Source organism: Streptomyces sp. NPDC002306, from assembly GCF_053593435.1.
In genome coordinates this window covers 25,241-39,220 of sequence record NZ_JBSFCK010000013.1, presented here as the reverse complement: position 1 = coordinate 39,220, position 13,980 = coordinate 25,241, and the positions used below count along the sequence as shown (strand labels likewise).

Sequence of the window (13,980 nt, the reverse complement as noted above, 5' to 3'; positions counted from 1 at the left end):
TTCCCTCTCAGCCCAGCAGGACGTCATCGTCGCCCAGCCGCTTCAGCTCGCGGTAAAGGATGGCGAGGCCGGTGACGATCGCGACGGCGGACACCGTGGCGTCGACCAGGCGCAGTGTGTCGTGCTCGGCGCGGGCCTTCTTGATCTGCTTGGCGACACCCATCGCGCCGAAGGCCGTGGTGGCCATGGACAGGTATGTGCCGGACTTGGACTTCTTGAAGCCCTTGGCCTTGGACAGTGCCTTGCTCACAGCGACGGAGCCTCCTCGATCAGCGGGTGACCCCACTTTTCCACGAAGGCGGCCTCGACGGCGGCGCCGACCTTGTAAAGGCGGTCGTCCTTCAGCGCCGGGGCGATGATCTGGAGCCCGACGGGGAGGTTGTCCTCGGGGGCGAGACCGCAGGGCAGTGACATGGCCGCGTTGCCCGCCAGGTTGGTCGGGATGGTGCACAGGTCCGCGAGGTACATCGCCATCGGGTCGTCGGCGCGCTCGCCGATCGCGAAGGCGGTGGTCGGGGTCGTCGGGGAGACGATCACGTCCACCTGCTCGAAGGCCTTCTCGAAGTCGCGCGTGATGAGCGTGCGGACCTTCTGGGCGGAGCCGTAGTACGCGTCGTAGTAGCCGGAGCTGAGGGCGTACGTGCCGAGCATGATGCGGCGCTTGACCTCGGCTCCGAAGCCCGCCTCACGGGTGAGGGAGGTGACCTCCTCCGCGGAGTGCGTGCCGTCGTCGCCGACCCGCCGGCCGTAGCGCAGGCCGTCGAAGCGGGCGAGGTTGGAGGAGCACTCGGACGGCGCGATCAGGTAGTACGCCGAAAGGGCCAGGTCGAAGGACGGGCAGTCCAGCTCGACGATCTCGGCGCCCAGCTCCTTGAGCAGGGCGACGGACTCGTCGAAGCGCTGGATGACGCCGGCCTGGTAGCCCTCGCCGCGGAACTGCTTGACGACGCCGACGCGCATCCCGGCGACGCTGCCGTTGCGGGCGGCCTCGACGACCGGCGGGACCGGGACGTCGATGGAGGTGGAGTCGAGCGGGTCGTGCCCGGCGATGACCTCGTGCAGCAGCGCGGCGTCCAGGACCGTACGGGCGCAGGGGCCGCCCTGGTCCAGGGACGACGAGAAGGCGACCATGCCGTAGCGGGAGACCGCGCCGTACGTCGGCTTCACGCCGACCGTGCCGGTGACGGCGGCCGGCTGGCGGATGGAACCGCCGGTGTCGGTGCCGATGGCGAGCGGGGCCTGGAAGGAGGCCAGGGCGGCGCTGGAACCGCCGCCGGAGCCGCCGGGGATCTTGGTCAGGTCCCACGGGTTGCCGGTCGGGCCGTAGGCGCTGTTCTCCGTCGAGGACCCCATGGCGAACTCGTCCATGTTGGTCTTGCCGAGGATGACCACGTCGGCGGCCTTCAGCCGCTTCGTGAGGGTCGCGTCGTACGGCGGGATCCAGCCTTCGAGGATCTTCGAACCGACGGTCGTCGGGACGCCCTCGGTGGTGAAGATGTCCTTGAGGGCGAGCGGGACGCCGGCCAGCGGGCCGAGCTTCTCGCCGCGCTCGCGCTTGGCGTCGACGGCGCGGGCCTGCGCGAGGGCGCCCTCGCGGTCGACGTACAGGAAGGCGTGCACCTTCTCGTCGACGGCCTCGATGCGGGCCAGGTGGGCCTCGGTGACCTCGACGGCCGTGAGTTCGCCGGAAGCGATCTTCGCGGCGGTCTCGGCGGCGGTGAGCTTGATGCAGTATTCGAACTTATTGGCCGTCATGATGGTCTTAGTCCTCCCCCAGGATCTGCGGCACCTTGAAACGCTGCTGCTCCTGGGCCGGGGCGCCGGAGAGCGCCTGCTCGGGGGTGAGCGACGGACGAACCTCGTCCGCCCGCATGACGTTGGTCAGCGGGAGCGGGTGCGAGGTCGGCGGTACGTCTTGGTCGGCGACCTCACTGACGCGGGCCACCGCGCCGATGATGTCGTCCAGCTGGCCGGCGAAGTGGTCGAGCTCTTCGTCCTTCAGCTCCAGACGCGCCAGCCGAGCGAGGTGGGCGACCTCCTCGCGCGTGATGCCAGGCATGCAGCGTTCCTCTGGGGTGAGTGAGAGTGGTTTGGGCCCAATCCTAGGGGGCCGGGCCGTGTGCACGTGAAACGGTTTCCCCCGGACCGGCCCGGGAGGCCCTCGTCAGCGGCGCCCGGACCACGCCTCGCCGTGCGGGAAGTGGCTGTCGCGGAGGTCCTGGACCTCCGGCGGAGACGGTCGGAGGCGGTCGGAGACGGCCGGAGACGGTCAGGGGTCCAGGGGCGTTCAGACCGCGAAGAGCAGGCCGGCGCTGATCAGCACCACCACCGCCGTCGCGAAGTGGATCCCGAAGGCCACGGCCTTCGTGCCGCCGCCCCGCAGGACTATCAGCGTGTCGCCGAGCGGCACGATCGCCACGGCGAGCATGAACCACGCCTCGGCGGTGGCACCGGCGAACGCGAGGAGAGCCAGTCCCATCACGCCGAAGGTGCCGTCACGCAGGCCCTTGACCGTGAGGTAGGCGGCGGCGTCCCCGCCCGGCTCGGCGGGCACGCCGTAGCCGACGGCGGCGGGGCCGGGCCGGAACAGGAACCGGGCCCCGATGAACAGCACGAACAGGTCGAGCACGACAGCCAGGGTGTACGCGGTGATGGTCACGCCGGATCTCCTTGCTAGCAGCGCTAGGGACGAGAGCGAAGCTAGCAGAGCATCGACAAGAATTCTAGCGGTGCTAGAATTCCGGTCATGTCGATCCAGACGCGCCGGGAGCGCGAACGAGCGGAACGCGAGCGGCTGATCGTCACGGCCGCGCGGGAACTGGCCGAGGCCGAAGGCTGGGACGCGGTCACCACACGGCGGCTGGCCGCCGAGATCGAGTACAGCCAGCCCGTCCTGTACAGCCACTTCAAGGGCAAGGACGCCATCATGGCCGCGGTGGCGGTACAGGGCTTCGCCGAGCTGGCCACCGAGCTGCGCGGCGTGCGTACGGCGGCCGAGGGCGACCGGCGGGCACTGGCGGCGGTGGGTGAGGCGTACACGGCCTTCGCGCGGCGCCGACCCGCCCTGTACGACGCGATGTTCACGCACACGGTGGACCTGCCGTTCGCCACGGAGCAGGCACCGGCGGCGCTCCTCGAGGCGTTCGGCGAACTGCGCGCCGCCGTGCTGCCGGTCGCCGCCGACGGCGACGACCCGGGGCTGCTCACCGAGACGTACTGGGCGGGCCTGCACGGACTGGTGACCCTCATGCGCAGCGGGCGCCTGCCCGCGGACGCGCACGACCGCCGACTGGCCCTGCTGATCGGTCACTTCACGGCGGGGAAGGACTGAGCACGGGGGCGGACTGGGCGCGGGGACGGACTGAGCGCGGCAACGAACGGGGCGCGGCCGCAGCCGGGCCCGCCGCGGACCGCGCTCACCGTCGGCGGATCGGCCCGGCGGACAGGGGACGCAGGACGGCGTACGGGGGACGGGGGCGGTCAGTCGTCGGAAGCCGCCGCGGGCAGTGCCGCCGCCGGGCGCTGCCAGCCGCGCGATCCGCGCGCCCGCAGCCACGCCGTCGTCTCCTCGGGAGGCATCGCGGCGGCGACCAGCCAGCCCTGTACGGCGTCGCAGCCGAGGTCGCGCAGGCGTTCCCAGGTCTCGTCGTCCTCGACGCCCTCGGCGACCACCAGCAGGCCCAGGGAATGCGCGAGGTCGACCGTGCAGCGGACGATCTCCGCGTCCTCCGTGTCCACGGCCAGCCGGGCCACGAACGAGCGGTCGATCTTCAGCTCGCTGACCGGCAGCCGGCGCAGATGCACCAGCGAGGAGTAGCCGGTGCCGAAGTCGTCGAGGGACATCTTCACGCCGTGCCCGGTCAGCCCGGCGAGGGTGTCGGCGGCGCGCTGCGGGTCTTCGAGCAGGACGTGTTCCGTGATCTCCAGCTGGAGCGCCCCCGCCGGGACACCGTGCCGGGCGAGCCGGGCGGCGACGGAGCCCGCGAAGCCGGGTGTGTGGACGTCACGCGGGGAGACGTTGACCGCGACCGGCACGTACAGCCCCTGGGCGCGCCACCGGGCGACCTGCGCCAGCGCCGTCTCCAGGACGTACTCCGTCAGATGCGGCATCAGCCCCGAGGACTCGGCGATCGCTATGAACTCGTCCGGCGGGACCTTCCCGCGCTCCGGATGCACCCAGCGGACCAGGGCTTCCAGGCCGGCCACCTGTCCGTCGAAGCGGACCTTGGGCTGGTAGTGCAGCTGCACCTCGTGGGCGTCCAGGGCCCGGCGCAGATCGCCGAGCAGCCCGAGCCGGTCCGGGGTGTTCGAGTCCCGCTTGGACTCGTAGACCTCCACGCCCGTACGGTCCCGCTTCGCCTGGTACATGGCGACGTCCGCCCGGCGCAGCAACCCCTCGGCGTCCAGGGCGTGGTCCGGGAAGACGGCGACGCCCGCGCTCGCCTCCAGGACCAGGGTGAGTCCGTCGAGGTCGAGCGGGGAGCTGAGGACGGTCACCAGGCCGCGGGCGATGCGGGTCGCGGACGTGGTCGAGTCGGCGACCGGCAGTAACACCGCGAACTCGTCGCCGCCGAGCCGCGCGGCCTCCGCCCCGCGCGGCAGGGCCGCCCGCAGCCGGTCGGCGATCTGCAGGAGCAGCCGGTCGCCGGCGAGATGGCCCAGCGTGTCGTTGACCGAGCGGAAACGGTCCAGGTCGATCAGCATCAGGGCGGAGCGGGCGCCGATGCGCTCGGCGTCGTCGAGGGCCGTCCAGATGCGTTCCAGCAGCCACTGACGGTTGGGCAGGCCGGTCAGCGGGTCGCGCAGTTGCTCCTCGGCGCGGGCCCGGGCGATCCACAGGGTGGAGTCGAGGGCGACGAGCGGGATCGAGAACAGGGGCAGCAGGATCGGTTCGGCGACGGCGACCACGCAGACCAGCGGCGCGATGCCGAGCAGCGCGATCGCGACCAGGCCCTGTCGGACCAGGGCGGTGCGGGCGACGGTGGGCAGCCCGCCGTCGCGCGGCGCGTGCAGGTACCACAGCAGGACACGGGTCACCGCGAGGTACGCGGCCGCGACCAGCACCACCTCGGGGGCCGTGTAGAAGGTCCAGGTGCCGGGGTCCCAGGGGCTCTCGACGGACGGCACGCGCCCGAAGGCGGCGAGCACCAGGGCCCCGGCGCCGATGCCGAGGATGTCCACCGCGCCGTGCAGGGCGCCCTGCCGCCAGCGGTGGCGCCGGGCCACGCCGACCAGGACGACGACGGTGAGGCTGACCATCCCGGCGGGCACCCAGCCGTACAGCAGCAGTACGGCGAGGGTGAGGGCGGCGCCGGAGCCGGTGCCGCCCCACCAGCGGGCGCGGCCCAGCATGACGAGGTGGCCGACGATGATGCCGGTCAGCACGGCCAGCGACCAGCCGACGGCGCCGGACGGGAAGAGCGCGTGGCTGCCGGTGAACGCGCGGTAGAAGCCGGCGCCCAGGACGAACCCGGCGGCCGCGATGACGCCCGCGGGCAGCGCGGGCCAGGACAGGTGCCGTTCGGACCCGGTGCCGGGCAGGCCGGACGGGTGCTCGACGCCTCGGCCGGCCTGGCCGAGGCTGTCGACGACGAGGTTGCGGGCGGGGCCGTGGCCGTTCACGGTGGTGCGCCGGCCGTCGGCACGCTCCTGCGCGTCGGCGTGCGCCGCGGACCTCGACCTGCGTCGGCTGTCCCGCCAGGCGCCGGTGACCCGGCACAGGCGCAGCCGTGAGTCCGCAGCGGCCCTCTCGGTCGGTTCCATTCCCGTCCCTCTCACAGCCGGCGGTACCCACGCCACGCGATTCGATGCCCGACAACCGGCAACGGCGGCGCGTCGAAAAAGCCTTCCCCTGGCTCACCAGGAGCACGGGGATGCGCCGACCGCGGCCGGGCACGGCAGGCGCACATGTCAACAGTAGGCCGCTGAAGGCTTTCACGGGCAGCGGTCGCCGACGGTTGCCCGATTGAGCCCCGGCCACCCGTATGCATCTGGTATGCGCCGATCGGGTGGCCTTCCACCGCTACTCCTCGACCGGCAGGGCGACTTCGGCCGCCGCCTGCGGCCCCTGTTCCAGCAGCACGGTGAAGCCGTCCTCGTTCAGGACCGGCACCTTGAGCTGCATCGCCTTGTCGTACTTCGATCCCGGGTTGTCCCCCACAACGACGAAGGACGTCTTCTTCGACACCGAACCCGTCACCTTCGCCCCGCGGCTCTGGAGCGCGTCCTTGGCGCCGTCGCGCGTGAAGTGTTCGAGCGTGCCGGTGACCACGACCGTCAGCCCTTCGAGCGGGCGCGGGCCCTCGTCCTCGCCGGAGCCCTCGTCCTCCGTCCGCACGCCGGCGGCCTTCCACTTGCGCAGCATCTCCTGGTGCCAGGCCTCGGCGAACCACTCCTTCAGGGAGGCGGCGATGATCGACCCGACACCGTCGGTGTTCGCCAGCTCCTCCTCGGTGGCCTGCTCGATCCTGTCGATGGAGCGGAACTCGCGCGCCAGCGCCTCGGCCGCCACCGGGCCCACATGACGGATCGACAGGCCGGTGAGGACGCGGGCGAGCGGGCGCTCCTTGGCGGCTGCGATGTTCTCCAGCATCGCCAGCGCGTTCTTCCTGGGCTCGCCCTGCTGGTTGGCGAAGACGGTGGCGACCTTCTCCTCGCCGGTCTTCGGGTCGCGCTTGGGCAGACCGCTGTCCTGGTCGAGCACGTACGCCTTGATGGGCAGCAACTGCTCGATGGTCAGGTCGAACAGGTCGCCCTCGTCCCTGAGCGGTGGGTCGGCGGGCTCCAGCGGCTTGGTCAACGCGGCCGCGGCGACGTAGCCGAAGTGCTCGATGTCCAGCGCCTTGCGACCCGCGAGGTAGAACAGCCGCTCGCGCAGCTGGGCGGGGCAGCCGCGGGCGTTCGGGCAGCGCAGGTCGACGTCGGCTTCCTTCATCGGCCTGAGCGGCGTACCGCACTCGGGGCATTCGTCCGGCATCACGAACTCGCGCTCGCTGCCGTCGCGCAGGTCGACGACCGGGCCGAGGATCTCCGGGATGACGTCACCGGCTTTGCGCAGCACGACGGTGTCCCCGATCAGGACGCCCTTGGCCTTGACCACGTCCTGGTTGTGCAGGGTCGCGAACTCGACCTCGGAACCGGCCACCGTGACCGGCTCGACCTGGGCGTACGGCGTCACCCGGCCCGTACGACCCACTCCCACACGGATGTTGAGGAGTTTGGTGTTGACCTCCTCCGGCGCGTACTTGTAGGCGATCGCCCACCGCGGCGCCCGGGCCGTGGAACCCAGCCGGCCCTGGAGGCGGATCTCGTCGAGCTTGACGACGACCCCGTCGATCTCGTGCTCCACGGAGTGCCGGTTCTCGCCGAAGTACGCGATGAACTCCCGTACGCCGTCGAGGTCGTCGACGACCTTGTTGTGCGGGGACGTGGGCAGGCCCCAGGTCTTGAGGAGGTCGTACGCCTCGGAGAGGCGGTTCAGGCCCTCGTAGCCCTCCAGGGCGCCGATGCCGTGGACCACCATGTGCAGCGGCCTGCTCGCGGTGACCCGCGGGTCCTTCTGGCGCAGCGAACCCGCCGCCGCGTTGCGGGGGTTGGCGAAGGGCTTGTCGCCCGCCTCGACCAGGCGGGCGTTGAGCTCCTCGAACTTCTCCATCGGGAAGTAGACCTCGCCGCGGATCTCCACGAGGTCCGGGACGCGGTCGCCGGTCAGCCGGTCCGGGATCTCCGCGATCGTGCGGACGTTGGGCGTGATGTCCTCGCCGGTGCGTCCGTCACCGCGGGTCGCCGCGCGGGTGAGGCGGCCGTGCTCGTAGGTGAGGTTCACGGCGAGGCCGTCGACCTTCAGCTCGCACAGGTAGTGGTGGCCCGAGGTGCCCACGTCCTTGGCGACGCGCTCCGCCCAGGCGGCCAGTTCCTCGTCGGTGAAGGCGTTGTCGAGGGAGAGCATGCGCGAGCGGTGCTCGACCGACGTGAACTCCGTGGCGTACGCCCCCGCGACCTTCTGGGTCGGCGAGTCGGGCGTGCGCAGTTCGGCGTACTCCTCCTCCAGCGCCTCCAGGGAGCGCAGGAGGGTGTCGAACTCCGCGTCGCTGACGACGGGGGCGTCCTTCACGTAGTACCGGAAGCGGTGCTCCTCGATCTGCTCAGCGAGCCGCGCGTGCTTCTCGCGTGCCTCGGCGGGCACCGTCGTCTCCGCTTGCTTGTCGCCGGCCACCGTGTCGTCCTCCCGTCACTCTGGGTTGTCCGCGAGGGATCTCGCCGCCAGGACACAATGGGCGAGCGCCCTGCGCGCGTACTCGGGGGAAGCTCCCGCGAGTCCGCACGACGGGGTGACCGTGACCGCCTCCGCGAGCAGCCCCGGTCGCAGTCCCAGCCTGCGCCACAGCGTTCTGACACCCATGACGCTACCGGCAGGGTCGGACAACGGGCCGTCCGTGCCGGGGACGACACCCGCGAAGAGCCGCGTCCCGCCCTCCACCGCCTCGCCGATCGTGTCGTCGTCACGCTCGGTGAGAAGCGCGAGGTCGAAGGAGACCGCCGCCGCGCCCGCCCGGCGCAGCAGGGCGAACGGGACGTCGGGGGCGCAGGAGTGCACCACGGCCGGGCCGCGGTCGTGCACGCCGATGACGTCGCGGAGCGTGGCCTCGACGACCTGCCGGTCGACGGCGCGGTGGGTGCGGTAGCCGCTCGCGGACTTCACCTGGCCGCGCAGAACGGCGGTGAGGGAGGGTTCGTCGAGCTGGACGACGAGCCGGGCGCCGGGGATACGGCGCTGTACCTCGGCGAGATGGAGACGCAGGCCCTCGGCGAGGGAGGCGGCGAGGTCGCGGCAGGCACCGGGATCGGACAGGACGGCCTCGCCGTTGCGCAGCTCCAGCGCGGTGGCCAGCGTCCAGGGGCCCACCGCCTGCACCTTCAGCGGCCCCTCGTAGTCCTGGGTGAACTCCTCCAGCGCGTCCAGGTCCTGGCCCAGCCAGGACCTGGCCCGCTTGGTGTCCCGCCCCGGCCGGTCGCCGAGCCGCCATCCGCTGGGCTCCACGCGCGCGTACAGCTCGACGAGCATCCCGGCGGTCCGGCCGATCATGTCCGCGCCGGGGCCGCGGGCCGGCAGCTCGGGCAGGTACGGGAAGTCCTCGAAGGACCCGGTGACGGTCCTGGCGGCCTCCCGGGCGTCGCCGCCGGGCATGGAGCCGACACCGGTCGCGGGGCCGAAGCTGAACTGCTTGTCTTCACTCACCCCGGAAGCGTACGGCTCCGCGGGCGGGCCGGGTCCGGGGTGCCGGGGCCGGCGCCCGCGGACCCGCGCTTCGGCCCGAACGGACCCTCGCTCCGGCCCGAACGGGCCCGCCGTCAGACGCCGGACGGGACGGGACGGCCGACCTGCGGCCGCGCCTCACTCACCGGCCCGCTCACCGGCCGGTCACCGCCCCTCGCTCACCGGCCCGCTCACCGACCCGGTCGCACCGTCAGGTCGTTGACCTCCGCGTCCCGCGGCAGATCGACGGCCGTCAGGATCGCCGTGGCGACCGACTCGGGGTCGATCCACCGCGTGGGGTCGTACTCCTTGCCCTCCTGCTGGTGGACCTTGACCTGCATCGGACTGGCCGTGCGGCCGGGGTAGACGGAGGTGACGCGGACGCCGTTCGCGTGCTCCTCGTGGCGGAGGGAGTCGGCGAGCGCCTTCAGGCCGTGCTTCGAGGCGGCGTACGCCGACCAGTCGGCGTGGGCGTTCAGTCCGGCACCGGAGTTCACGAACACCACGTGGCCATGGGCGGCCCGCAGCTGGGGCAGGAAGTGGCGGGTCAGCTCGGCGGGGGCGATCAGGTTGACGTTGAGCTGGTGGTGCCAGGACCGGGGGGTCAGGTCGCCGACCGGGCCGAGGTCGACCACCCCGGCGATGTGCAGCAGGCAGTCCACCCGGTCGGGGAGCGTCTGGTGGGAGAACGCCCAGCTCAGTTTGTCCGGGTCGGCCAGGTCGCCGACGAGCGTGCGCGCCCCGGGGAACTCGGCCGCCAGTTCCTTCGCGCGGCCCGCGTCGCGCGCGTGCAGCACGAGTTCGTCCCCGCGTGCGTGCAGACGGCGGGCGACGGCCGCGCCGATGCCGGAGCCGGCCCCGGTGATCACATGAGTAGCCATGACGGCCATGCTCGCATCACTCGGTGCCCTGGCCCGCCGCGGGAGCGGCTGATGTCCCGGTCTCGAGGTAAGCCAGTGCCCCGACCGGCTCCTGTGCGAAGAACACCAGGTCGGTGACGGGACGGGGCAGGAAGCCCTCGTCCTCCATGCGGCGGAGCTGCTCCTTGAGGCCGTCGTAGAAGCCCGCGGTGTTGAGGAGCACGACCGGCTTTCCGGTGATCCCGTGCTTCTTCAGTTCGAGGATCTCCGTGGCCTCGTCGAGGGTGCCGATACCGCCCACCATGACGACGACGGCGTCGGCCTTCTCCAGGAGCAGCCGCTTGCGTTCGGCGAGGTCGCGCGCGACGACCATCTCGTCGACGCCCGGGCGGGCCTTGGCGGCCAGGAAGTCCACGGAGACCCCGCAGAGCCGTCCGCCGGTCTCCTGCACGCCGTCGGCGACCACCTTCATCAGGCCCGTGTCCGACCCTCCCCACACCAGGGTGTGACCGCCCTTGCCCAGCAGTTCCGCGAACTCGCGCGCGGGCCGGGTGTAGCGGTCGTCGAGGTCGGCGGCGGAGAGGAAGACACAGATACGCATACCGTCACCGTACGCGGGAAGAACCGGCGGCCCCCAGGTGCTCTCCCTACATGGCTGAAGGACACACGATCACCATCGAGCAGGGCACCCAGCGGGTCCGGGTCGTGCACGGCGACCGGACTCTGGCGGAGAGCGACCGCCCCCTCGTACTGCGCGAGACGGGAAGTCCCGTGCGGTACTACATCCCCGCCGAGGACGTACGGCTCGACCTGCTGACGCCCTCCGACACCCAGACGTACTGTCCGTTCAAGGGCACGGCCGCGTACTGGTCGCTGCCCGACGCGGCGGACCTCGTCTGGTCCTATCCCGATCCCAAGCCGGACGTCGCCGCGATCAAGGACCACCTGTGTTTCTACGAAACGGAGGTGTCGTGACCCGATGAGTCCGGGGCCGGACGGCAGTCTTCACCGGTATGGACAAACGGACCATCTCGCGTGACGGCACTTCCATCGCCTACGAGCACACCGGGCGGGGGCCGACGGTCGTCCTGGTGAGCGGGGCGATGTCCACGGGCGGCACGATGGCGCCGCTGGCCGCGCGGCTCGCGGACCGCTTCGGCGTGGTCGTCCACGACCGCCGGGGCCGCGGCGAGAGCGGCGACACCGCGCCGTACGCGGTGGCCCGTGAGGTGGAGGACATCGCCGCGCTGATCGAGGCGGCGGGCGGGGACGCGGCGCTGTACGGCGTCTCGTCGGGCGGCGCGCTGGTGCTGGCGGCGGCCGCCGCCGGGCTGCCGGTGCGACAGGTCGCCGTGTACGAGACGCCGTTCGCCGACCACGGGGGCGGCGTGCAGGAGCGCGCCGAGTACACCGGGAGCCTGGGCCGGGCGCTGGCCGAGGGACGGCGCGGGGACGCGGTGGAACTGTTCCTGCGCCTGACCGGCATGGCCGAGGAGATGATCCAGGGCGCCCGCCGGTCCCCCATGTGGCCCGGGATGGAGGCCATCGCCCCGAGTCTCGCCCACGACGACGCCGTCATGGGCGACGGTCTCGTCCCCCGGGACCGGCTGGCCTCGCTCACCGTCCCGGTCCTGGCGGTCGCGGGCGGGGCGAGCCCGCGGTGGCTGCGCGCGGCGACCAGGGCCGTCGCGGAGTCGGCGCCGCGGGGCGCGTACCGCGTCCTGGAGGGCCAGACCCACATGGTGGACCCGGACGCCCTCGCACCGGTGCTGGCCGAGTTCTTCACCGCCGGGGCGTAGGCCCACGCGCGCGTGGGCGGGCCCGGGCGCCCTGCTTCCTGGACGCCGGTGCTCCGGCCCTGACGGGCGCCCGGCGTGGGCACGGTACGGCTCAGGCCACCCCGGCCGTCGCCCGTACCGTGGCCGCGATCGTCGCCGACCCCACCACGCGCGTGCCGTCGTACAGCACGATCGCCTGGCCCGGGGCGACCCCGCGGACCGGCTCCGTGAACGTGACCTCCAGGCGGCCGTCGACCAGTGCGGCGCTCACCTCGGTCTCGCCGCCGTGGGCGCGCAGTTGGGCGGTGTAGGTGCCGGGCCCGCTCGGGGCGGCGCCGCACCAGCGGGGCTTGACGGCGCTGAGGGCCGTGACGTCCAGGGCGTCGGCCGGGCCCACCGTCACCGTGTTGTCGACCGGCGAGATGTCGAGCACGTAGCGCGGCTTGCCGTCGGCGGCCGGGGTACCGATGCGCAGTCCCTTGCGCTGGCCGATGGTGAAGCCGTACGCGCCCTCGTGCGTGCCCAGCTTGGCGCCGGACTCGTCGACGATGTCGCCCTCGGCCCTGCCCAGCCGCTTCGCCAGGAAGCCCTGGGTGTCGCCGTCGGCGATGAAGCAGATGTCGTGCGAGTCCGGCTTCTTGGCCACGGCCAGGCCCCTGCGCTCGGCCTCGGCGCGGATCTCGTCCTTCGTGGTGAGCGTGTCACCGAGCGGGAACAGGGCGTGCGCCAACTGCCGGTCGTCCAGGACGCCGAGGACGTACGACTGGTCCTTGGCCATGTCGGAGGCGCGGTGCAGCTCGCGGGCGCCGTCCTGGCCGACCAGCACCTTCGCGTAGTGGCCCGTGCACACCGCGTCGAAGCCCAGCGCCAGCGCCTTGTCCAGCAGAGCGGCGAACTTGATCTTCTCGTTGCAGCGCAGGCACGGGTTCGGGGTGCGTCCGGCCTCGTACTCGGCGACGAAGTCCTCGACCACGTCCTCGCGGAATCGGTCGGCGAGGTCCCAGACGTAGAACGGGATCCCGATGACGTCCGCGGCGCGGCGCGCGTCACGCGAGTCCTCGATGGTGCAACAGCCGCGCGCGCCCGTGCGGAACGACTGCGGGTTCGCGGAGAGCGCGAGGTGGACGCCGGTGACGTCGTGGCCCGCCTCGGCCGCGCGGGCGGCGGCGACGGCGGAGTCGACCCCGCCCGACATGGCGGCGAGGACGCGGAGGGGGCGGGAGCGCTGCGGAATGTCAGTCATAGCCCTTCAAGAGTAAGGGGGCGCGGGAACCGGAGCTCGCGAGTATCCGTTCTCGATCACATGGGGGAGATGAAGGCGCGAGCCGGCAAGAGCGACTCGGACCGGCGGATCGGGCGGCGGGCCCTGCTGGTCGGCGGCCTGGCGGCCGCCGTGGGCACCGCCGCGCTGGCGCGCGACGAACTGGCGCACCTGTGGTGGCGGCTGCCGGGGGTGGAGAAACCGCGGGTCGCCGGGGCGGTCGACTTCCGGGGCGCGCAGTGGGTGGCGGCCTCGACGGCGAACTACCGGCGGGCGGACCGACCGGACGACTACTCGATCGACCGGGTGGTCATCCATGTCACACAGGGCGGTTTCGACAGCGCGGTGCGGGTCTTCCAGGATCCGGGGCACAAGGCCGCGGCCCACTACATCGTCCGCAAGGACGGGCACGTCACCCAGATGATCCGCGAGCTGGATGTGGCGTTCCACGCGGGCAACCGGCAGTACAACGAGCGGAGCGTCGGCATCGAGCACGAGGGTTTCGTGGAGCGCGCCTCGTCGTTCACCGACGCGATGTACGCCGCCTCGGCCCGGCTGACGGCGGGGATATGCGCGCGGTACGGCATACCCGTCGACCGCGAGCACATCATCGGGCACGTCGAGGTGCCGGGGACGGACCACACGGATCCCGGCAGGCACTGGGACTGGGACCGCTACCTACGGCTGGTGCGGGCGGCGGGCACCCAGCGCGCGACGCGCGCGTAGCCGCGGTGCGGGTGATCCCGGCCGGCCCTCCGGCAGGGCGCGCACCGGTGCGACCCACGTGGACGACGTCACCGAGGTGAGGGCGCGCCTGGTGGTGTC

General features: G+C 72.3%; 14 protein-coding genes. 4 read left to right on the top strand and 10 right to left on the bottom strand.

The genetic code is table 11. The features are described 5' to 3' along the window. Positions 1-7: 7 nt before the first annotated feature. From ACWCQK_RS24625 to ACWCQK_RS24610, 4 genes are all read right to left on the bottom strand, one after another. The gene (locus tag ACWCQK_RS24625) at positions 8-250 is read right to left on the bottom strand and encodes a hypothetical protein (protein ID WP_385782403.1); all 243 of its coding nucleotides are present in this window, start codon (positions 248-250) and stop codon (positions 8-10) included. After that, positions 247-1,755, bottom strand: coding sequence for an Asp-tRNA(Asn)/Glu-tRNA(Gln) amidotransferase subunit GatA (gene gatA, locus ACWCQK_RS24620; RefSeq protein WP_451158308.1), 1,509 nt, complete (start codon positions 1,753-1,755; stop codon positions 247-249). Before gatA ends, ACWCQK_RS24625 begins: the two co-directional genes overlap by 4 nt. A gap of 7 nt (positions 1,756-1,762) precedes the next feature. Next, the gene (gatC, locus tag ACWCQK_RS24615) at positions 1,763-2,059 is read right to left on the bottom strand and encodes an Asp-tRNA(Asn)/Glu-tRNA(Gln) amidotransferase subunit GatC (protein ID WP_016642027.1); all 297 of its coding nucleotides are present in this window, start codon (positions 2,057-2,059) and stop codon (positions 1,763-1,765) included. A gap of 228 nt (positions 2,060-2,287) precedes the next feature. Further along, a complete protein-coding gene (locus tag ACWCQK_RS24610) occupies positions 2,288-2,659 on the bottom strand; it encodes a DUF4267 domain-containing protein (RefSeq protein ID WP_451158306.1) in 372 nt (123 codons plus the stop codon). A gap of 87 nt (positions 2,660-2,746) precedes the next feature. Here ACWCQK_RS24610 and ACWCQK_RS24605 point away from each other — a divergent pair, with 87 nt between their 5' ends. Further along, on the top strand, positions 2,747-3,331 hold the full coding sequence (locus ACWCQK_RS24605; protein WP_451158304.1) for a TetR/AcrR family transcriptional regulator: 585 nt from the start codon (positions 2,747-2,749) through the stop codon (positions 3,329-3,331). A 149-nt stretch (positions 3,332-3,480) separates the two neighbouring features. On the opposite strand, the gene ACWCQK_RS24600 is transcribed toward ACWCQK_RS24605, so the two are convergent. The 5 genes from ACWCQK_RS24600 to ACWCQK_RS24580 form a co-directional block, all read right to left on the bottom strand. Next, entirely contained in the window at positions 3,481-5,763 is a 2,283-nt protein-coding gene (locus ACWCQK_RS24600; RefSeq protein ID WP_451158302.1) for a putative bifunctional diguanylate cyclase/phosphodiesterase, read from the bottom strand. A gap of 259 nt (positions 5,764-6,022) precedes the next feature. Continuing rightward, the gene (ligA, locus tag ACWCQK_RS24595; RefSeq protein WP_451158300.1) at positions 6,023-8,215 is read right to left on the bottom strand and encodes an NAD-dependent DNA ligase LigA; all 2,193 of its coding nucleotides are present in this window, start codon (positions 8,213-8,215) and stop codon (positions 6,023-6,025) included. A gap of 15 nt (positions 8,216-8,230) precedes the next feature. Next, on the bottom strand, positions 8,231-9,238 hold the full coding sequence (locus tag ACWCQK_RS24590; protein WP_451158298.1) for a methionine synthase: 1,008 nt from the start codon (positions 9,236-9,238) through the stop codon (positions 8,231-8,233). Positions 9,239-9,447: 209 nt separating this feature from the next. Then, entirely contained in the window at positions 9,448-10,146 is a 699-nt protein-coding gene (locus ACWCQK_RS24585) for an SDR family oxidoreductase (protein WP_451158296.1), read from the bottom strand. Positions 10,147-10,153: 7 nt separating this feature from the next. Continuing rightward, a complete protein-coding gene (locus ACWCQK_RS24580; RefSeq protein ID WP_451158294.1) occupies positions 10,154-10,717 on the bottom strand; it encodes an LOG family protein in 564 nt (187 codons plus the stop codon). A gap of 50 nt (positions 10,718-10,767) precedes the next feature. Between ACWCQK_RS24580 and ACWCQK_RS24575 the strand changes: the two genes are divergently transcribed. Next, a complete protein-coding gene (locus ACWCQK_RS24575; RefSeq protein WP_451158292.1) occupies positions 10,768-11,091 on the top strand; it encodes a DUF427 domain-containing protein in 324 nt (107 codons plus the stop codon). A gap of 38 nt (positions 11,092-11,129) precedes the next feature. Beyond that, positions 11,130-11,915 carry an alpha/beta fold hydrolase gene (locus tag ACWCQK_RS24570; RefSeq protein ID WP_451158290.1) on the top strand — a complete coding sequence of 262 codons (786 nt, stop codon included), beginning with the start codon at positions 11,130-11,132 and terminating at the stop codon, positions 11,913-11,915. A gap of 91 nt (positions 11,916-12,006) precedes the next feature. Here the strand turns inward: ACWCQK_RS24570 and mnmA are convergent, their stop codons facing one another. Beyond that, a complete protein-coding gene (mnmA, locus tag ACWCQK_RS24565; RefSeq protein WP_451158288.1) occupies positions 12,007-13,137 on the bottom strand; it encodes a tRNA 2-thiouridine(34) synthase MnmA in 1,131 nt (376 codons plus the stop codon). 69 nt (positions 13,138-13,206) lie between these two features. Between mnmA and ACWCQK_RS24560 the strand changes: the two genes are divergently transcribed. Beyond that, positions 13,207-13,881 (top strand): N-acetylmuramoyl-L-alanine amidase, encoded by a 675-nt coding sequence (locus ACWCQK_RS24560; RefSeq protein ID WP_451158286.1) that lies wholly within the window; start codon positions 13,207-13,209, stop codon positions 13,879-13,881. The last annotated feature ends 99 nt before the right edge of the window (positions 13,882-13,980 follow it).

Excerpts from the sequence above, each read along its gene's own strand:
- mnmA (WP_451158288.1), bottom strand. The coding sequence starts at position 13,137 with ATGACTGACATTCCGCAGCGCTCCCGCCCCCTCCGCGTCCTCGCCGCC.
- ACWCQK_RS24605 (WP_451158304.1), top strand. The coding sequence starts at position 2,747 with ATGTCGATCCAGACGCGCCGGGAGCGCGAACGAGCGGAACGCGAGCGG.
- gatA (WP_451158308.1), bottom strand. The coding sequence starts at position 1,755 with ATGACGGCCAATAAGTTCGAATACTGCATCAAGCTCACCGCCGCCGAG.
- ACWCQK_RS24580 (WP_451158294.1), bottom strand. The coding sequence starts at position 10,717 with ATGCGTATCTGTGTCTTCCTCTCCGCCGCCGACCTCGACGACCGCTAC.
- ACWCQK_RS24575 (WP_451158292.1), top strand. The coding sequence starts at position 10,768 with ATGGCTGAAGGACACACGATCACCATCGAGCAGGGCACCCAGCGGGTC.
- ACWCQK_RS24600 (WP_451158302.1), bottom strand. The coding sequence starts at position 5,763 with ATGGAACCGACCGAGAGGGCCGCTGCGGACTCACGGCTGCGCCTGTGC.
- ACWCQK_RS24570 (WP_451158290.1), top strand. The coding sequence starts at position 11,130 with ATGGACAAACGGACCATCTCGCGTGACGGCACTTCCATCGCCTACGAG.
- gatC (WP_016642027.1), bottom strand. The coding sequence starts at position 2,059 with ATGCCTGGCATCACGCGCGAGGAGGTCGCCCACCTCGCTCGGCTGGCG.
- ACWCQK_RS24560 (WP_451158286.1), top strand. The coding sequence starts at position 13,207 with ATGAAGGCGCGAGCCGGCAAGAGCGACTCGGACCGGCGGATCGGGCGG.
- ACWCQK_RS24585 (WP_451158296.1), bottom strand. The coding sequence starts at position 10,146 with ATGGCCGTCATGGCTACTCATGTGATCACCGGGGCCGGCTCCGGCATC.